General features: G+C 68.4%; 19 protein-coding genes and 1 pseudogene. 10 read left to right on the top strand and 10 right to left on the bottom strand.

The genetic code is table 11. The annotated features are described in order from the left end of the window. Position 1 precedes the first annotated feature (1 nt). On the bottom strand, positions 2 to 1,021 hold the full coding sequence (locus ACFPJ1_RS40160; protein WP_380111619.1) for an ornithine cyclodeaminase family protein: 1,020 nt from the start codon (positions 1,019 to 1,021) through the stop codon (positions 2 to 4). Positions 1,022 to 1,153: 132 nt separating this feature from the next. Between ACFPJ1_RS40160 and ACFPJ1_RS40155 the strand changes: the two genes are divergently transcribed. The 3 genes from ACFPJ1_RS40155 (at position 1,154) to ACFPJ1_RS40145 (ending at position 2,976) form a co-directional block, all read left to right on the top strand. Then, positions 1,154 to 1,780, top strand: a complete 627-nt coding sequence (locus ACFPJ1_RS40155) for a TetR/AcrR family transcriptional regulator (protein ID WP_380111617.1) — start codon at positions 1,154 to 1,156, stop codon at positions 1,778 to 1,780. Continuing rightward, positions 1,777 to 2,484: a YqeB family protein gene (locus ACFPJ1_RS40150; protein WP_380111616.1), complete on the top strand. Its 708-nt coding sequence runs from the start codon at positions 1,777 to 1,779 to the stop codon at positions 2,482 to 2,484. Before ACFPJ1_RS40155 ends, ACFPJ1_RS40150 begins: the two co-directional genes overlap by 4 nt. A 102-nt stretch (positions 2,485 to 2,586) precedes the next feature. Continuing rightward, positions 2,587 to 2,976, top strand: a complete 390-nt coding sequence (locus ACFPJ1_RS40145) for a pilus assembly protein CpaE (protein WP_380111615.1) — start codon at positions 2,587 to 2,589, stop codon at positions 2,974 to 2,976. Positions 2,977 to 2,991: 15 nt separating this feature from the next. On the opposite strand, the gene ACFPJ1_RS40140 is transcribed toward ACFPJ1_RS40145, so the two are convergent. The 3 genes from ACFPJ1_RS40140 to ACFPJ1_RS40130 form a co-directional block, all read right to left on the bottom strand. Beyond that, positions 2,992 to 4,029, bottom strand: a complete 1,038-nt coding sequence (locus ACFPJ1_RS40140; protein WP_380111613.1) for a LacI family DNA-binding transcriptional regulator — start codon at positions 4,027 to 4,029, stop codon at positions 2,992 to 2,994. Between the two features lie 311 nt (positions 4,030 to 4,340). Next, the gene (locus ACFPJ1_RS40135; RefSeq protein ID WP_380111612.1) at positions 4,341 to 4,718 is read right to left on the bottom strand and encodes a hypothetical protein; all 378 of its coding nucleotides are present in this window, start codon (positions 4,716 to 4,718) and stop codon (positions 4,341 to 4,343) included. A 27-nt stretch (positions 4,719 to 4,745) separates the two neighbouring features. After that, positions 4,746 to 5,441 carry a M15 family metallopeptidase gene (locus ACFPJ1_RS40130; protein WP_380111611.1) on the bottom strand — a complete coding sequence of 232 codons (696 nt, stop codon included), beginning with the start codon at positions 5,439 to 5,441 and terminating at the stop codon, positions 4,746 to 4,748. Positions 5,442 to 5,675: 234 nt separating this feature from the next. Between ACFPJ1_RS40130 and ACFPJ1_RS40125 the strand changes: the two genes are divergently transcribed. Both ACFPJ1_RS40125 and ACFPJ1_RS40120 read left to right on the top strand, forming a co-directional pair. Continuing rightward, positions 5,676 to 7,001 carry a sensor histidine kinase gene (locus ACFPJ1_RS40125; RefSeq protein ID WP_380111610.1) on the top strand — a complete coding sequence of 442 codons (1,326 nt, stop codon included), beginning with the start codon at positions 5,676 to 5,678 and terminating at the stop codon, positions 6,999 to 7,001. Further along, entirely contained in the window at positions 6,998 to 7,735 is a 738-nt protein-coding gene (locus ACFPJ1_RS40120; protein ID WP_380111638.1) for a response regulator, read from the top strand. Before ACFPJ1_RS40125 ends, ACFPJ1_RS40120 begins: the two co-directional genes overlap by 4 nt. Positions 7,736 to 8,081: 346 nt before the next feature. On the opposite strand, the gene ACFPJ1_RS40115 is transcribed toward ACFPJ1_RS40120, so the two are convergent. Together ACFPJ1_RS40115 and ACFPJ1_RS40110 are read right to left on the bottom strand one after the other, a co-directional pair. Further along, a complete protein-coding gene (locus ACFPJ1_RS40115) occupies positions 8,082 to 8,444 on the bottom strand; it encodes an MmcQ/YjbR family DNA-binding protein (protein WP_380111609.1) in 363 nt (120 codons plus the stop codon). Between the two features lie 78 nt (positions 8,445 to 8,522). Continuing rightward, positions 8,523 to 8,831 (bottom strand): annotated as a pseudogene (locus tag ACFPJ1_RS40110) (ester cyclase); the annotation flags it as partial. Between the two features lie 720 nt (positions 8,832 to 9,551). Here ACFPJ1_RS40110 and ACFPJ1_RS40105 point away from each other — a divergent pair. Genes ACFPJ1_RS40105 through ACFPJ1_RS40090 form a run of 4 tightly spaced genes read left to right on the top strand, consistent with a single transcriptional unit; the run spans position 9,552 to position 13,775 of the window. After that, a complete protein-coding gene (locus ACFPJ1_RS40105) occupies positions 9,552 to 10,589 on the top strand; it encodes an alpha/beta hydrolase (RefSeq protein ID WP_380111607.1) in 1,038 nt (345 codons plus the stop codon). 10 nt (positions 10,590 to 10,599) lie between these two features. Then, entirely contained in the window at positions 10,600 to 11,790 is a 1,191-nt protein-coding gene (locus ACFPJ1_RS40100) for an MFS transporter (protein WP_380111606.1), read from the top strand. Next, positions 11,780 to 12,526, top strand: coding sequence for an esterase family protein (locus ACFPJ1_RS40095; protein ID WP_380111605.1), 747 nt, complete (start codon positions 11,780 to 11,782; stop codon positions 12,524 to 12,526). Before ACFPJ1_RS40100 ends, ACFPJ1_RS40095 begins: the two co-directional genes overlap by 11 nt. 10 nt (positions 12,527 to 12,536) lie before the next feature. Beyond that, positions 12,537 to 13,775, top strand: a complete 1,239-nt coding sequence (locus ACFPJ1_RS40090) for an ATP-grasp domain-containing protein (RefSeq protein ID WP_380111604.1) — start codon at positions 12,537 to 12,539, stop codon at positions 13,773 to 13,775. A gap of 5 nt (positions 13,776 to 13,780) precedes the next feature. Here ACFPJ1_RS40090 and ACFPJ1_RS40085 read toward each other — a convergent pair whose 3' ends face one another. The 3 genes from ACFPJ1_RS40085 to ACFPJ1_RS40075 are packed head-to-tail and all read right to left on the bottom strand — an operon-like array spanning position 13,781 to position 15,677. Next, a complete protein-coding gene (locus ACFPJ1_RS40085; protein WP_380111603.1) occupies positions 13,781 to 14,116 on the bottom strand; it encodes a hypothetical protein in 336 nt (111 codons plus the stop codon). Continuing rightward, on the bottom strand, positions 14,113 to 15,150 hold the full coding sequence (locus ACFPJ1_RS40080; RefSeq protein WP_380111602.1) for a serine hydrolase domain-containing protein: 1,038 nt from the start codon (positions 15,148 to 15,150) through the stop codon (positions 14,113 to 14,115). The genes ACFPJ1_RS40085 and ACFPJ1_RS40080 overlap by 4 nt, the downstream gene beginning before the upstream one ends. Before the next feature lie 2 nt (positions 15,151 to 15,152). Then, positions 15,153 to 15,677: an ArsR/SmtB family transcription factor gene (locus ACFPJ1_RS40075; protein WP_380111601.1), complete on the bottom strand. Its 525-nt coding sequence runs from the start codon at positions 15,675 to 15,677 to the stop codon at positions 15,153 to 15,155. A 61-nt stretch (positions 15,678 to 15,738) separates the two neighbouring features. Here ACFPJ1_RS40075 and ACFPJ1_RS40070 point away from each other — a divergent pair, with 61 nt between their 5' ends. Continuing rightward, the gene (locus ACFPJ1_RS40070; protein ID WP_380111600.1) at positions 15,739 to 16,608 is read left to right on the top strand and encodes an amidohydrolase family protein; all 870 of its coding nucleotides are present in this window, start codon (positions 15,739 to 15,741) and stop codon (positions 16,606 to 16,608) included. Here ACFPJ1_RS40070 and ACFPJ1_RS40065 read toward each other — a convergent pair. Continuing rightward, positions 16,594 to 17,379, bottom strand: coding sequence for an epoxide hydrolase N-terminal domain-containing protein (locus ACFPJ1_RS40065; protein WP_380111599.1), 786 nt, complete (start codon positions 17,377 to 17,379; stop codon positions 16,594 to 16,596). The genes ACFPJ1_RS40070 and ACFPJ1_RS40065 overlap by 15 nt on opposite strands. Positions 17,380 to 17,624: the final 245 nt, after the last annotated feature.

The raw sequence follows: 17,624 nt of genomic DNA, 5'->3' as shown, positions 1-17,624 counted from the left end.
GTCAGTGGAATCTCAGCATCGTGCCGACGTCCGCGGCCTCGGCCCGCCTGAGGATCAGGTGCGCGATGGCGACGTCGAGCAGGGACAATCCGCGGTGCCAGAAGAGGATGCGCTCGGCATCCTTCTCCCGCCCCGGCTTCTGGCCGGCGACGATCTGGCCGAGCTCGGCGTACAGGGTCTCGGGCGAGAGGCGGCCGGTATCGACGTGCCGGCGGAGTGCGCCGAACCGCCCGGACTGCGCCTCGCGCCAGTCGTCGACGACCACCTTGTCCATCACGTCCAGCAGATCCAGTTCGACCGCGCTCACTGTGCCGTACGGGACGACGAAAGCGCCGGGGCGGACGGCCGCAGTACGCAGGAGTGGTTCGGGTTCGGTCAGCCGGGTCGCTTCGACGATCACATCGGCACCGTCGAAGGCCTCCTCCGCGGTGGCGACCACCCGGACCGGCGTGGACAACTCCGCGGACAGTTCTGCCGCGAACTTCTCCCGGGACTCGGGCCGGCGCGACGTCACCCGGATCTCGTCGAGGTCGAAGAGGTCGTCGAGCATGGTGACGTTCCACCACGCCGTACCGCGAGCGCCGGCGTGCGCGAGGATCTTGCTGTCCGGGCGGGCGAGGTATCGGGCGCCGACCGTCGTCATCGCGCCGGTGCGCGCCGCGGTGATCATGGTCGCGTCCAGGACGGCCAGCGGTACGCCGGTGGTCGGGTCGAACAAGGTCGCCATCGCGAGCTCGCTCGGCAGCCCGAGCTGGTAGTTCGGCACGAAGTCGCCGACCACCTTCACACCGCTGACGCCGTTCTCGCCGAGTCGGTTCAGGTGGCCGCGCAGGATGTTGAAATGCCCGATCCCGCCGTTGTCCGGCATCAGGTGCACCCGTGGCTCGAAGCTGGTCTCGCCCTCACCATGGTCCCGCACCGCCTCCTCGACCGCGTCGACGAGCTCCGTCCGGGTCAGCCCGAGCGAATCGATCTCCGGTCCTGACAAGAATCGCAGCCAGATCCCGTCCCTGTCCGCCATCCAGTTTCTTCCTCTCGTCGGCCTGGTCGTCGTTCCGGGTCGTCCTTTGCATGGTGTCAGGGTGGTCCGGCGAGGCTCCGGAGTGTCTCAGCGTCTGACCAATGAGCCTGGTTCGTGCGCTATTTTCAGGCCATGCGGTCGAAAAACGGTGCGGGTGGTCGAGTGTCGTTCATCCAGGCGGCCCGGCGGCGGCAGATCATCGCGGCCGCGATCGAGACCGTGACCGCCGTCGGCTACGGACAGGCCTCGCTGGCCCGGATCGCCGAGCACGCGGACATCAGCAAGAGCGTCATCTCGTACCACTTCGCGAACAAGGACGATCTGCTCGAACAGGTCGTCGTCCAGGTGATCGACGACTGGGCCGCGTTCATGAAGCCGTACCTGGACGCCGAGACGACCTCCGCCGGCCGGCTGGCGGCGTACATCCGCTCCCGGATCGCCTACATGCGCGACAACCAGACCCGGCTGGTCGCGGTGGCGGAGATCATCGTCAACCACCGCGCCCCGGACGGAAAGCCGGTCTTCGCCGAGCGCGACGCGGTTCCCGTCGCCGATCTGGTCGCAACCTTGCGCGCGGGTCAGCAGGCCGGCGAGTTCCGCGCCTTCGACCCGATCGTGCTCGCGATGACGATCACCCAGGCCATCGACGGTGCGCTGACCTACTGGGCGGAGCACCCGGGCACCGACCTCGCGGCGTACGGGGACGAACTGGTCACCCTGTTCGGCCTCGCCACCGAGAAGACGAGGGGCAAGCCATGAGCACCGACTCATCCACCCGGACCGTGATCGGCCACTCGACCGCCGACAAGGTGGTGCTGTACGGCGGGCTCCCGCTGGCCGGGCTCGCGCTCGGGTTCTTCCTGCCGCGGATCGCCGACTGGGCGGTCGACCAGCGGTGGGTGCCGTTCCCAGCGCCGCTCGAACTGATTGCGAAGGGCGACAGTTGGTGGGTGGTCGCGCTGCTCACCGTGATCGGCGTGGTCGCGGGCATCTTCCTGGCCGCGGCGGCGCTCGAGGACACGCTCAAGGTGACGGTGACGAATACCGAGGTCGAGTTCCTGAAGAACCAGAAGACGACCCGGGTACCGCGGAACCAGGTGGCGGTGGCGTTCCTGGACGGTAAGGAGATCGTGCTGCAGGACTCCCGGTCGCGCGAACTGGCCCGCGAGCGGCACGACCAACTGAAGTCAGAGGCCAAGGCGATCCCTGCCGCGTTCCGAGCGCACGGCTATCCGTGGTCGGAGTCGGGCGATCCGTACGCGGACCAGTTCCGCCGCTGGGTGGAGGACGACCCTGAACTCCCGGCCGCGGTCAACGCCGTCCTGAAAGCACGCTCGAAGGCCTTCGCCCTGGGCGACAAGGGCAAGCACGACGTCCGCGAACTCCGCGAAGAGATCGCCAAACTCGGCTACACGGTCCGCGAGGAGGACAAACGCCAGTACTGGCGCCCGACCTCCCTCTGACCCGCCACCCCGGTACGCCGTACGCCGGTGGTCGCTGTCTCGGTCTGTGGGCGGGCGCGCGGTGAAGGTGAAGCGTTTGCCGGGAGTGGGCAGGATGGAGGTGTGATCACGGTTGAGCAGGCGAAACGACTACGCAAAGCCGGGGCTCTCTGGGTACCGGGAGCTGGGGACCGGTTCGTGGTACCGGACCGCGACATGGACGCGGACGTGTTCGTGGTCAGCGACATGACCGTCGAGGTGCACGACTACCCCGGCGGCAAGGTGATCGGATTCAACGGCACCACCGAGTGGGCGCTCGACAGCATCGAACAGCGAGAAGTCATCTGGCTCCCCCGCGAAGACCAGCTCCGCAACCTCCTCGGCACCCACTTCCAGGCCCTGGAAGCAACGCCAGGCGGCTACACGATCCGCCTCACAGACGACAGCACCTTCCCGGCCACGGACGCCGAACACGCCTACGCCAACGCCCTCCTCCACCTCCTCAACGGCTGACCCCAGAACCACACGTCACTGCGGCCGGGCGGCGGGCTGGGCAGTGGAGCTTCGGATCACCAACTGAGTCGCCAACTCCGTGTGGCAGGCGGCCGGTGGTTCGCCGTCGCGCAGGCGGAGCAGTGTTCGGAAGGCGAAGGCGCCCATTTCCTGCAGGGGTTGGCGGACCGTGGTCAGCGGCGGAGTCGACGATTCGGCGAGATAGGTGTCGTCGAAGCCTACGACGCTCAGGTCCGCCGGTACGGCGAGCCCGCGTTGCCGGGCGGCCTCGATCACTCCGATGGCGATCGGGTCGTTCCCCGCGATGACGGCGGTGGGTGGGTCGTCCAGCTCGAGCAGGCGTTGCCCTTCGGCGAGACCGGTCGGGGTTATGAACAGACCGTTCGACACCAGGTCCGGGTCAACCGGCAGGCGGGCATTGCTCATCGCGGCAAGGTAGCCGTGCAGCCGGGCTTGTCCGCAGGTCGAGGTCGCCGGACCGCCGACAAAGGCGATTCTGCGATGGCCCAGACCGAGCAGATACTCGGTCGCATCGACGCCCCCGGTCGCGTTCGTCGACCCGACAGTGGCCACCTCGACCGACGGAAGGCTCAGCGTGTCGATCGCCACCAGCGGCACCCGGGCCCTGTCGAGGGCAGTGATCTGAGCGTCCGTCAACTCGCAGGCAGCCACGATGATGCCTTCGTGTCCGGCGGCGCGGAGTCGCCTGGTCCAGGTCTGTGGCGTCGAACCGGCCACATCCTGGAGAAGCGCGACAACGACGTCCACCTCCTGCAGGTTCGCCGCCTTGGTGACGCCACGCAGCAACTCGGAGGTGTACGGGGACAGCAGGTCGTCGCAGACCAGATTGACGGTGTGAACCCTGCTGCGCCCCTGGTTCTTCTGCGGCGGGACATATCCACAGTCCGCCAGGGCCTGCTCGACCCGCATCCGGGTCGCGGCTGCCACATCCGGGCGCCCGTGCAGGACCTTCGACACCGTCGGCGTCGATACACCGGCCGCCGCGGCAACCATCGCCAGAGTTGCCCGCCCACCAACGGCCGCCTTCGACACGATGACCTCCTGACCAGGATTCTCCTACAGACCTCCGACAGATTGCGTGAACGTCCCTCGCTCACGGGCGTGGGGTGCAGGTGTCTGGAGGCTGCGCGGGGGTGGGGCTGGTGTGGAGGTGGCGTGGGTCGGTGTGGAGGTGGAGTGGGCACGGGAGGTGATCTCAACGGCAGCGGCCGGCCGGGATTGGGTGAGGCCCCTCAGCTCTTACCCATACCTGGCCGGCCGGACCGGTGGCACGTCCTCCTCTTCTGTTGAACTCGATTCGCGGGAACTACCTGGGTGGGCGTCCTCCCCGTGGGTGGACGCGGTCAGTGGGTCAACGCTGCGCGGAGTTCGGTGGCGCGGTGGGCGATGCGGTCGCGCGACTCCGCGGTGAAACGGTCCAGCGGGAGGTCAAGGATCGCGGTGGCCTGGAGGTTGGTGATCTCCAGCAGTTCGCGCAGGCTGCGGATGGAGCTCTCGCGGTCCGGGGAGGTGGCGATCACGTCGAGGACCTCGGCGCGGTGGTCGACGGCCGCGAGGATGCCGTCGTAGATCTCCAGTTGGGTGAAGGCCGAGCGGTCCGGCTCGGCGTGAGCTGGTTCGGCCATCTTCGGCGCACCGCGGACCACCTGACGCCACAGGGCCGGTACGACGTGGCGGTGGCGGGTGGATCGCCGGATGGTCGGCTGGGCATATGTGGTCATCAGTTGCGCTCCTGATTCGGTGGTGGGTCAGTCGGCCTTGGCGACCGCGTGTGATTCGCGGGCCGGGCATCGCTTGCCCGGCGTGGTGAGAGCCTCGAAGTGCCAGGGCTCGTTGTCGTAGCGGCGGCAGACGCCGTAGCGCCAGCCGTTCTTGTTCAGCCAGACCATCGCCGTCTGCGGGCCGATGTCGACCGCCTTGCCCTGGACGTGGGCGGACTGCTCGGGCGGCAGCACCCAGCGGGTGGCCGCCTTGTACGAGCCGTACTTCACGATGGCCTCCCGCAGCAGTCGATTCTGCTTGGCGACGCTGCGCCGCGCCGACGTGATGCTGATCCGTACTCCGTCGGCCTTCGCCGCGGTGATCGCCTTCCTCAGGCGCGTCCGCAGCTTCGGCGACAGCCCGTCGATGTCCTCCTCGCTGTAGCCGGACGAGGACCGGGTCGGCGTCTTGGTCGGGGTCTTCGTCGGCTTCGGCGACCGGGTCGGCGTCTTGGAGGGCTTCCCCGGAGGCGGCGTGCTCTTGCTGACCTCGACCACGGGCGGCGGCGAACCACCGGGCCCGCTCGCGACCACCGGCTGCTTGTCGGCGGAGGTGTCGAAGCCGATCAGGTCGACGAGCTGGGCATGCCACATCACGAGAGACGCGACCACGACCAGGCCAGTCACGGACAGCAACCAGGCTCGCACCGGGACGGTGCGGCGGGGCGGCAGGTGGTTGCTCATGGGGTACAGCCTCTCGGGTCGGCGGGGTTCGCCACATCGGTCCCAGGGACCGTCTCGGACGGCCAGAAGTCGGACCTGGGTAGGGGGTCGGACGCCTCGCCTCCTCCGAAAGTTGGAGAGACGGCCCGTTCGGGCGCAGGAGCCGCTCATTCTCACACGCGACTACGCTGAGCAAGTGCAGAGTCAAGCAGATTCGCCGACGGGGCGCTGAGGGTGTGGGCCTTCTGGCGCCGGATGCCGTCTGCGCAGCAGGATCTGCTGCTGGCGGCACTCATCGGCATCGTCTGGTTCTCCGGCCTGGCGCTGATCAACAACAGCGGCCTGCGCCCGGCGAACCCGAGCGTCTCCGTCGTCACCGGGATCTTCCTGGTCCTGACCGTGGCCCTGGTCCGGACCATCCCCCGGACCACGCTCGTCGGGGTCTCACTGCTCTATCCCCTGCTGTACGCGTCGGCGGGGACCGGGCTGGCTGAGCAGCTCGGCCTGACGATCTTCCGGGCGCCCGCGATCAGCGACGCCGCCCTGCAGTCCGAGCTCCATCTCGTGCCGCTGCTGGTGGTCGGCTACCTGGCGGCCTCGAGCGGAGTCCGCCGGCTGACCTGTCTCTTCTTCACCATGGGCAGCCTGGCGGCCCTGATGATCGGCCTGCCCACCGTCGTCGCGATCGTGCTGAGCTACAGCCCTCCGAACATCACCCGGTACGGCGAGCGCTACCGGAACCTGCCCACCGACATCTCCAGCCTTTACAGCTACATCGACGTCTCCTTGTTCGTCTTCGCCGAAGCGTTGATCTGCGGCATGGTGCTGCTCGGCGCGAACTCGCTGCGGCACCGCAAGACCCTGCTGGTGCTGGAGCAGCGCAACGCCGCCCTGGTCCGGCTGCGCGCGATCGAGGCCGAGCGGATCGCCAACGCCGAGCGGACCAGGATCGCCCGTGACCTGCACGACGTGGTCTCGCACCACATGAGCGCGGTGGTGATCAGAGCCCAGGCCGCGGACCGCGTCGCGGACCAGAATCCGGCCGCGTTGCGCGAGGCCGTCCGCTGGATCGCTGCCAGCGGCAAGGAAGCGCTGACCGCGATGCGGGAGACGGTGCGCGTGCTGAACAACGCGACGCCACCCGGCATCGGCACGGAGACAGCCCCGGTACCAGGGCTGGCCGACGTCGCGCGGATGGGTGACCGGTTGAAGGCGGTCGGCGTGGACGTGACGATGACCCTGCCCACGCGCACCCGGCAACTCACCTCCGCCACGGATCTGACCGCGGTACGGATCATCCAGGAGGCGTTGACCAACGTGATGGTGCACGCGAAGGCGACCGCGGCGCATGTCAGTTGGCAGAGCGGGGCGCAGGGAGAACTGCTGACGATCGACGACAACGGCAGCGGTGGACCGCCGCCGGTGAACGTGCTGGAGACAGCGCGGCGCAGCGAGAGCGGCCGCGGCAACGGACTGATCGGAATGCGCGAGCGCGCGCACGCGAGCGGCGGCACCTTGACCGTCGCCGCCGGACCACTGGGTGGATGGAGAGTGCAGGCATGGTTGCCGCCGCAGAGGTGACGGAACAGATCCGGGTCCTGGTGGCCGACGACCAGGGCGTGATCCGGATGGGACTAGCGATGATCCTCGACCACGAGCCCGACCTGACCACGGTCGCGCAGGCGGGCGACGGCGAGGAGGCGCTCCGGCTGATCGAGCAGTACGACCCGGATGTCGTGCTGATGGACATCCGGATGCCGGTGATGGACGGGCTGGTCGCCACCGAGCGGATCACCGCCGCGGCCAAGGAGTCCGGCAGCAACCGGCCCGCGGTACTGGTGCTGACGACCTTCGACGACGAGGCCTATGTACTGAGTGCGGTCCGCGCCGGGGCGTCGGGATTTCTGTTGAAGGATACCGATCCGGATCTGCTGGTGTCGGCCGTGCGGGCTGTGCACCGCGGGGATTCGCTCGTCGATCCGGCTTCCACCCGGGTGCTGCTCGAGCGTTGCGTCGAGCTGGAACGGCAGGTCGGCAACGGGCCTGCGGAGGCACCGCCGCCGGCCGCCGGGCGGTGGACCGGACCGCTCGCGCAGTTGAGCGAACGCGAGCGGGAGATCCTTGTCTGGATGGCGCGCGGGCTGTCGAACCGCGACCTCGCCGCAAAGCTCTTCGTCAGCGAGACAACGGTGAAGACCCACGTCAGCAGCGTGCTGTCGAAGCTCGGGCTGTCCAGCCGGGTCCAGGCCGTCGTCGTCGCCTACGAGGCCGGCGTCGTCCGCCCGGGCGAGGCCGAGGTCCGCTGGGAAGGCTGATCGACGGTACTGCGAAATCGGCCACGCCTGACACCGGACGCGCTCACCAACAGGTGGGCTGATTCAGCGGTTCACGAGGAGATAGACCGTCGTGGTCGCGACGGCGACGACGAGAACGACGGTGGCGAGCTGGGTGCGGACCGACGCCTGGCGGCGGCGGGGTAGGAAGTCTCCGGTCATGGTTCAAGCTTGCGGCCGGGACAGCTTTCCGACATCGGCCTCGAGGACGGTCTTGGCATGACCCGGGTCGTCATTGGGAGGGCTGCTTCTCATCCCCAGGGATGAGAGGACCACCGATTGTTGCCCTAGGCCCCTGTTCCGTACTGACCGTGATCGCTCCGCAGAGTCAGCCGGGCGCGTCCTGGTCGGTCGACGCCAGGTAGGCGGCGGCGACCTTCTTGGGGACGCACATCCGCCAGGCGTCGAGGACGAGTTCGCGGAGTTCGTCGACGTCGATGGCGTCGAGGTGCACCCGGATCCACTGGTACCGCTCGTCCGACGGAATGGGCCGGAAGAACTTGTCCGGCTGGGCGGCGATCATCGCGTCCCGCTCCTCCCGCGGGAAACCGATCCCCATCGACAATTCGTCCGGTGCGACCGCGAGATAGACGATCTGGCCGACCCGGAACTTGATCCGGTCCCGGACCAGCACCTCATAACTGCGCGGCAATCCCTCAGTCGCCGCCCGGATATCCTCGAGATCGACCACCGCAGTCAGCCTCCCAAACGGTTCCGGATGTCACAGCCGGATCGCGGCGACCTTACCTCCCGTCAACGACAGGTCCTGTCAGTGTTCCCCGATCTTCCCCGTGCTCACGGCCCGGCCCGTGGCGGGGAACGCCTGCGCGGGCCGGCCGGTCTCGTCGTAGGAGACGAAGGTATTCACGTGCCGGCCGCACATGGTCGTGTGGAGGACCACGAGATCGCGGTCGGCGACGACGTGCTCGACCTCCCAGCACACGTCGGCAAAGGCTTCCCGCAACCAGCAGGCCGTCGCGTAGAAGGCCGCCTGGCCGCGGCGCCCCCGGGCGGCCGGTGGTTCGGCGCTCGCCAGGCGGTTCGTCGCCTCGGGGTGGATCACCGCCTCGAAGTCCGGCCAGTGAACCGTTCGCCATCATCAGGATGGCGCTGGTGCCGAGCGTAGGTGTTGGTTCCTTGCCGTCGTTGGATGAGCCGGTTGAGGCGGAGGCGGGCTCGTTGACCGTCACCGTCGCCATAGCCCTGGCTGTCCCGTGCCATGACACCCACGCCAGCCGCACACTCGGCGGTCGGAGGCGAAGCCTCACTGGTGCTGTGGGGGTTCGCTGCCTCCTGTGGGGGGTTCGCCCACTGTTCTGACAGTGGGCGAACCCCCACGGCACGGGCGGAGCACACTCTGCGGCTGCGCGGGCGAGGTGTCGCGCCCTCGGGGGGTGTGCTGGTGCTGTGGGGGTTCGCTGCCTCCTCTGGGGGTTCGCGCCTCCTCTGGGGGTTACCCCACTGTTCTGACAGTGGGCGAACCCCCACGGCACGGGCGGAGCACACTGTGCGGTTGCGCGGGCGAGGTGTCGCGCCCTCCGAGAGTGTGCTGGTGCTGTGGGGTTCGCTGCCTCCTCTGGGGGTTCGCGCCTCCTCTGGGGGTTACCCCACTGTTCCTTCGGCTGCAGCGTGGTGGACGTCATCGGAAGGGCCGTTCCATGCAGAGGTTCCGGCGGATGTCGTGAGCATCACTTTCCCCCCGTTTCCAGGCGGCACATCGGTGCCGGACTGCCTATTTCTGCCGCCGGAACTGCCCACGCCGTCGGTTCTAGCGGCCGGGACGTCGTACCGTATTCGGATGCCCGAAAAGCTGGTCAGTGCCGTCGAAGGAGCTGAGGTGGTGTTCCGCCTCGGCGATCCGGAGCATGCCCTGCCCGGCGTTCGGCTGTGGGAGGAGCTCGGCCTGGCCGCCGAGTTGCTGGAGTTCAAGCCGGTCGACTACGGCTGGGAGTTGCGGCTGCCGCGGCCGTCGGTGCACCGGATGGAGTACCTGTTCGACATCCCCGAGGCCGGTATGCGGACCGACCCGACCAACCCACGGGTGGTCGGCGGCGCCTTCGGCGGGCACTCCTGGCTGCCCCTGCCCGGGTACGTCGAGCCCGCCTGGGTCTCGGTCGAGCCGATCGCGTCGAGCCTGACCCCGCTGCCGGTGAACCCGACGCCGGTCGGACCGGTGGACGTGCAGATCTGGGCGCCGGACGGGATCGCGCCAGCCTTCGAGCTGCCGTTGCTGCTGGCCCATGACGGCCCGGAGTTCGCGTTGTACGCCGGCCTGACGCACTACGCCGGCGCGATGGTTGCCGAGGGCACCTTGCCGCCGTTCCGGCTCGCGCTGATCCGCCCGGGCTCGAGGAACCTCTGGTACGCCGCCAACCCGCAGTACGCGGAGACTCTGACGGGTCAGGTGCTGCCGGCGGTCACCGCGCAGTGCAAGAGCAGGCTGCCGATCCTGATGGGCGCGAGCCTCGGTGCGCTCGCCGCCCTGTACGCCGAGTGGAACCACCCCGGCACGTTCGCCGGGCTCTTCCTGCAGTCCGGGTCGTTCTTCGCGCTCGAGACGGATCCGCAGGAGGCGAAGTTCGAGTACTACGCCGAGGTGACCGGCTTCGTCCAGCAGGTGCTGAAGGCAACGGAGTCGCCGTCCCAGCCGGCCATCGCCATGACTGCGGGAACTCCTGAGGAGAACGTCCACAACAACCGGGTGATGGCCGCCCGCCTGACCGAGCTCGGCCTCGACGTTGCGTTCGACGAGTCCCCCGACATGCACAACTTCACCGCCTGGCGCGATGTTCTCGACCCCTGCCTGACCGGATTGCTGAACCGCGTCTGGGCTTAGTGTCGACCGGGTGCTCAGGACACTCGGTGGATTTGCCGCCTTCGGCCTCTTCTGGGGTGCGTGGGGCGCGATCCTTCCCGCGGTCAAGTCGGAAGCAGGGGTCAGCGACGGGCAACTCGGAGCCGCGCTGCTGATGGTCGGCCTCGGCGCGCTCGTCTCGATGCGGCTCACCGGCTACCTGATCGACCGGTATGGCGGTGTCGTGCTGCCGGTGGCCGTCTTCCTCTTCGCCCTGTGTGGAGTCCTGCCTGCTCTGGCAGACTCGGTGGTCACTCTCGCAGCGGCCCTGTTCGTGCTGGGAGCCACCTCGGGCGCGACCGATGTCGCGATCAACGCGGCCGGATCGACCGCGGAGGCGACCACTGGCAAGCCCCTGATGAACCTGGGCCACGGGCTGTTCTCGATCGCGGTAGTCCTAGCCAGCCTCGGTACTGCGGGCCTGCGCGCGACCGGTTCGGGCGCACTGCCGGTCCTGGGCGGCGCCTTCGTGCTGATCGCGCTCCTGGTCGTGCTGGTTCTGGCGCCTGGCTCCCGCACTGCCACTGAACGGGTGGTGAGAGAGAAGGCGAAGCGCAGGTTCGAGCCGACTCTGCTGGTGTTCGGCGTTCTCTGCGCGCTCTCCTTCGTCGTGGAGAACGCCTGGCAGAGCTGGGGCGCCGTACACCTCGACACGACGTACAACGCGGCCCCTGCCCTCGCCTCGAGCGCTCCGGCGATCTTCGCGGCGGCAGCAGCCACCGGAAGGATCAGCGGTAACGCACTGCTCGAACGAGTCCGGCCGGCTCAGTTGCTCGTCGTCGGAGGAGCTGTAGCCGCTCTGGGGACAGTCATGGCCGCTGCGGCCGGTAACGCGTGGCTGGCGCTCGTCGGGATCGGAATAGCCGGCCTCGGTACGTCGGTCTGCGCGCCGACCATCATCGGTATGGCCGGGTCGTGGGCCGGACCCGAGCGCCGGGCGCCGGAGCTATCTCCACCGTCACCACCATCGCCTATCTGGGCTTCCTCCTCGGCCCAGGCGCGGTGGGCGCCGCCTCCAGCGCCGGGTCGTTGCCCGTGGCCCTCGGTGGTGTCGCAGCCCTGGCTGTGCTCGTCGCGGTCCTCGGGCCGGTGGCGGGACGCGCACAGACGAGGCAAACAACATGAAGACATGCGAGGGTGGCCGCGGGACACTAGGACAGGGGTGAGGCCGGATGGAGCGTGAGCAGGTCGAACTGGAGGCTCCCGGGCTGGACCGGCCCGGCACGCTGATCCGCTATGGCCACTACGGCCGTCCGGTCCTGGTGTTCCCCAGTGAGCAGGGCCGTGCCTGGGACTACGAGAACAACGGCATGGTCGGCGCCGTCGCCGACCTGATCGACGCCGGCCGGGTCAAGCTGTACTGCGTCGACTCCTATGACCACCAGAGCTGGTCCGACCGCAGCATCCCGCTGGAGGACCGGGCCCGTCACCACGGGCGCTACGAGTCGTGGATCCTCAACCAGGTTGTCCCGGCAATCGGCAGCGACACCCCGGGCGCCTCCGACATCATCACGACCGGCTGCAGCCTCGGTGCCTTCCACGCGCTCAACTTCGCGCTCAAGCGCGCAGACCTGTTCCCGATCGCGATCTGCCAGTCCGGCAACTACGACGCGTCCGCCTGGCATGCCTGGGGCGAGCGCGGCGACGCGATGTACTTCAACAACCCGGCGGACTACCTGCCGAACCTGGACGGCGACCACCTGGAGTGGCTGCGCAGCCGCGTCTTCCTGCTGCTCACGGTCGGCCAGGGCGACTGGGAGACCAACCCGACCGGTTCCCTGCCGTCCGCCCGCGCCACGGCCGCAGTACTGGCTGCCAAGGGCATCCCGCACGAGCTGGACCTCTGGGGACACGATGTAGCTCACGACTGGCCCTGGTGGCGCAAGCAGCTTGCCCACCACCTTCCCCGCTTCTGTTAGGAGTCCCACCGTGGCTGACCGCTCACAGCATCTGATCGGGTTGTTGCTCGGCGCCGAGGAGGACTGGCCGCAGGCGTTCGAGGCGCTGCTGCGGCAGGTCGGCCCGGTCAAGGACGACACCGGCACCACGCACGAGTTCGGCACCGAGCGACTCACCATCGAGCCGTTCGACCTGAACGACCCGGTCCGGGTCGGCCTGGTGATCGACCGGCTGGCGTACTGGTACTACCACCCGCGCGAGTGGCTGAAGAAGGCCGCGCTGATGAACGGCACCTACCTGCTCAACTCGCCGTTCACCTTCCAGGCGATGGAGAAGCACAGCGCGTACTGCGCGATGCTCCGGCTCGGCCTGAAGATCCCGCGGACCGTGCTGGTGCCGTACAAGAACCCGGTGGACAACGTGCGCTGGGCGTACACGTCGGCGAAGTACAACAAGTCGTTCGATCTGGACGCGATCGCCGACGACCTCGGCTACCCGATGTACATGAAGCCGTTCGACGGCGGCGGCTGGCGCGGGGTGTCCCGGATCAACAACCGCGACGACCTGCACCAGGCCTACGACGAGTCCGGCGAGATGCTGATGCACCTGCAGGCCACGGTCGAGTACGAGAAGTTCGCCCGGGCGTTGTCGATCGGCGCCGAGACGATGGTGATGGACTTCCAGCCGGACGAGCCGATGCACAACCGGTACGCCGTCTCGCACGACTTCCTCAGCCCGTCCGCCGGTCATCAGGCGGTCGCGATCAGCCGGATCGTGAACGCCTTCTTCGGCTGGGAGTTCAACTCCTGCGAGATGCTGGTGAACGGCGATTCGGTGCACCCGATCGACTACGCGAACGCCTGCCCCGACGTCGCGGTGACCTCGCTGCACTACTACTTCCCCTGGGCGATCGGCGCACTGGTGAAGTGGTCGATCTTCTCCCTGGCCACCGGCCGCCGAACGAAGGTCGACCTGCACATGGAGCGGTACTTCGCGGTCGCGGACGACGAGTCCCTCGACTACGACGCCAAGCTGGAGGCCTACCTGGCCCTGGCCGACGAGTACTTCGAGACCGCCAGGTATCAGGAGTGGTGCGCCACCAACCTGCCGAACTTCGACGAGCAACTCGTCGCCTGGGTCTCGAGCCCGGACTTCGACCGCATCCTCTCCGAGACGGTCGCGGCCACCTACCCGGCCCACGAACAGGACAAGTTCCTCGCCCACTTCCGCGGCCTCACCGGCCTCTGGGTCACCGACCAGTCGAAGTAGGCGAGTCAGAGGAGTACGGCGACGAGGGCGGCGGCGATCACCAGTTGGAGGGTGGCTGAGAAGGCGCGGAGCTGAGGGCGTTTGGAGCTGAGCCAGGCGAGGTGGGGCCAGGCTCGGCCGGTGAGGGCGACGGCTACGGCGAACAGGCCGAGGCCGATCAGCCAGAGCCACGGCGGGAACTCCTGCCAGTCGACCGTGGTCCGGGCGAAGAGCAGGAAGAGGACGCCGGCCGCCAGCACGATCAGGAGGTCGAGGCGGTCGCGGAGCCGCTTCGTGGAGAGCTGCCAGATCGCGAGCAGCGGGTAGGCGAACACCAGCGCCAGCAGGATGACGTCCCTCATGACGCCGCCAGCAGTTCCTGGGCGAAGTCGTCGACGTCGGCGGCGACATCGGACAACACCACCACCGCCCGTTTGCGTTCCAGGTCGAGGCCGACGAAGGAGCGGTAGCCGCCGGTGCCGCCGTTGTGCCAGACCATCGCGTGGTCGGTACCGCGGAGCGGGCTGGTGATCCAGAACAGGCCGATCTTGTCGCCGTCCTCGAAGTCCCGTTTGGGCGCCAGCGCCTCGACGCCGATACCCCGCAGTCGTGACTGCACCAGCAACGCAAGGTCTCCCGAGCTCGACACCACGCCGCCGGCCGGGGCGTAGCCGTCCTGGATCCACGGCGCTTCTTTCCGGCCACCCGAGCTGTAGCCCTCGGGTGCCGCGCCGGCGTCGGTGGTTGGCACGGTGGTCTCCTGCATCTGCAACGGGTCGAGGAGCCGCTCCCGCAGCAGCTGCGGGTAGCTCTTGCCGGCCTTGCGCGCGAGTGCCTGCCCCACCAGCGCTCCACCGAGATTCGAGTACTCCGGTTGGCCGCGTCCGCCGGTTCCCGCCGACTGTGCCTGCGCGAGCAGATCGTCGACGTCGTACGGGTAGGGATTGCCCGCACTCAGACTGGCCACGAACGACCGCACGGTGACGAAGGGATTCGTCGAGGTTCGCGGTAGGCCGGAATAATGCGTCGCCAGGTCCTCCAGCGTCACGCCGGCGGTCTCGGTATCTCCCAGCGGCAGCAACGATCCGACCTCCTGGTCGAGCTTCACCTCACCACGCCGGACCGAGTCGGCCAGTAGCAGCCCGGTCATCGCCTTGCTGACCGAGCCGATCTCGAAGCGGCTGTGCTCGTTCGCTCCGCGCCCGGCGAACGCCATCGAGTTGTCCCCGATCACCGCGATGGCCAGGCGATGGCCCGGACCCTCGTAGTGCTCGTCGATGAACTTCTGCAGGGTCAGGTCGCCCGTTCGCGCGGAGTCCAGCTGCAGCGTCCGGGGCCGGATCAACCAGCCTCCGGCCAGCACGGCCACCGCTACCAGGACGGCGATCAGTTTCATGCTTACCTCTCCAGGGCCACCAGGATCGCCAGCAGGGCGACGACTCTGGTCGGGGGTACGGCGAAGCTGCCCCGACTCGGACTGTGCAACCAGCCCTCGGCGGTCAACTGCCGTAGATGGTGGTAGATCTGCCCGCTCGTGCCAAGACCTTCGACCGCACTGAGTGCACTGACCGTGGTCCGGCCGTGCACGATCTCCCGCAGCAGCGTCAGCCGCACCGGGTTACCCAGCGCCGCCAGAGCCGAAGCCCGCTGAGACCAGTCCGCCTCCAGCACTTCGGGCGTCGCGCGGCCGTACTGCCAATCGATCTGCCGGTCATTCGGCAGGGTCACGCTGCCGGTGTAGAGCACGGCACCCGGTGGCGGCACCCGTTCCTTCAGCGCCGCCAGCGCGAAGAAGGCCTCGGGATCGAGGCCGGCCGGCAGTACCTCCCCGTTCTCGGGCCGAAGGCGTGGCCCGGCCGCGGACTCCAGAGCGGTGATCCGCCGCTCCAGGTCCTCGAGCCGGTTATCCACAGCTTCTTCCACATTGTGGATAGTACGTAGTTACGTAGCTATTGCAAACACAGAAGCTCTCTAAAGTAGGCGGGTGCGCGATGACGAGGTGCCGGGCTGGTGGCAGCGGTTGGGGTTGAGCGGACTCGTGGACGTGCACGTCCACTTCCTGCCGGACTCCGTGATGAACGCCGTCTGGTCGTACTTCGACCAGGCTGAGGAGCACTACGGCGTCACCTGGCCGGTGACGTACAGGACGCCGATGGCCGACCGGCTCGCCACGCTCGAGGCGTTGGGCGTCCGGGCCTTCCCTGCGCTGGTGTACCCGCACAAGCCGGACATGGCCGCTTGGCTGAACAGCTGGGCCCGGGAGTTCGCTGCGCAGACACCCGGCTGCGTCCCGAGCGGGACGTTCTACCCGGAGCCGGGCGCCTCGCAGTACGTGAAGGAGGCGTTGGAGCTCGGGACGCGGATCTTCAAGGTGCACGTCCAGGTCGGGGGCTACGACCCGCGCGACGAGGAGCTCGACGCGGTATGGGGTCAGCTGGCCGAGGCCGGAGTACCGGTGGTGGTGCACTGCGGATCCGGTCCGGTCCCCGGCCGTCATACCGGCCCCGGGCCGATAGGCGAGGTACTACGGAAGCACCCGCGCCTGACCGCGGTGATCGCGCACCTGGGGATGCCGGAGTACGCCGAGCACCTGGCGCTGGCCGAGACCTACCCCAACGTGCACCTGGACACCACGATGGCCTGCACGCCTTTCACCGAGGCGATGGCGCCGATGCCGCGTGACCTGCTCCCGCGCTACGCGGCCCTGCAGGACCGGGTGGTACTCGGCTCGGACTTCCCGAACATCCCGTACGAGTATGCGGTACAGCTCGAGTCGCTGGAACGGCTGGAACTGGGTGACGAGTGGTTGCGAGCCGTCTGCTGGGAGAACGGAGTACGGCTACTCGGCCGGTAGCTGCGCGGCGAACCACGCCAGGGTGAGTCCGGTGAGGATCGCGTCCCGGTCGAGGTCCAGATTGACCAGCTGGGCGTTCCAGGCGAGCAGTGCGGTGCTCAGGACCAGCGCGGACACCCGCTGACCCTCGTTGATCGCGGTGAGGTTCTCGTTGAACCAGCGCACCTCGGCCAGCTCCGACGCGTCGAGCCCGCGCTGCTCGGCCCGTGCTTCGGTGACCTCCGTGTACGCCGGGGTCGCGCTGACGCCGAAACGGTCGTCGCCGACCTGGTAGTCGTCGTACCCGAGGCGGCGCATGAGCTCGTCCCAGCCGGCCGCGCTGCGCTGGCTCGGTGAACCTTCGGGCGGTCCGGCCAGAGCGGTCCAGGCGATCGAGGGGATGACCAGATGGAAGGTGCCCTGCGCCTCATACGGCACCGCGGAGTCGAGGACGTCCATCACGCCACTGGGCCAGGCGTGGGTGAGCAGGACCGGCCGGGCGTCGGGGTCGGCCGAGCGCAGGTGCAGGAAGTGCACGAACTGGCCGGCGATCTCGGTGGTGTAGTGGTCGTAGGTGTTCAGCCGGGCCTCGTGCTCGCGCCAGTCGAAGCCGTTGAGCCAGTAGTCGAGCAGATCGTCGGAGTACACAGCGGGCACGATCCGGTCCAGGCCGGCCGCGATGTAGTCGCCACCGTCCCGGAACGCGCGCAGCCGCTGGTACAGCGCGTCGAGATCCCCCTGCGGCACGCGCAACCGCAGTTCGCGGATCTCCGCCGTCTGCTCAATCCCCACGCATCGACCTCGCACTCTCCCCCGCCTCGACCCCCGGCACGCCGACCGCGCCGTCTCCCAGCATGACGCCTCACACCGACGGTTTGTTCTGGGTCTAAGGCAATCAGTCGGCCATTTGCAGGTTGTTGCAACGAACAAAGCTTGCGAACCCTCTCACCAGGTGACGAACGGCACGGGCCCCGGGTTACGCGGTCGGCTTGGCAGCAAGCTGACATCTGGTCTGCGCCGGAGTCGACCCAGAGTCC

The sequence above is a fragment of the Kribbella qitaiheensis genome (genome assembly GCF_042657745.1).
GTDB lineage: Bacteria > Actinomycetota > Actinomycetes > Propionibacteriales > Kribbellaceae > Kribbella > Kribbella qitaiheensis.
Note: the sequence above shows the minus strand (reverse complement) of the source record. Positions and strands in the feature narration are given on the sequence as shown.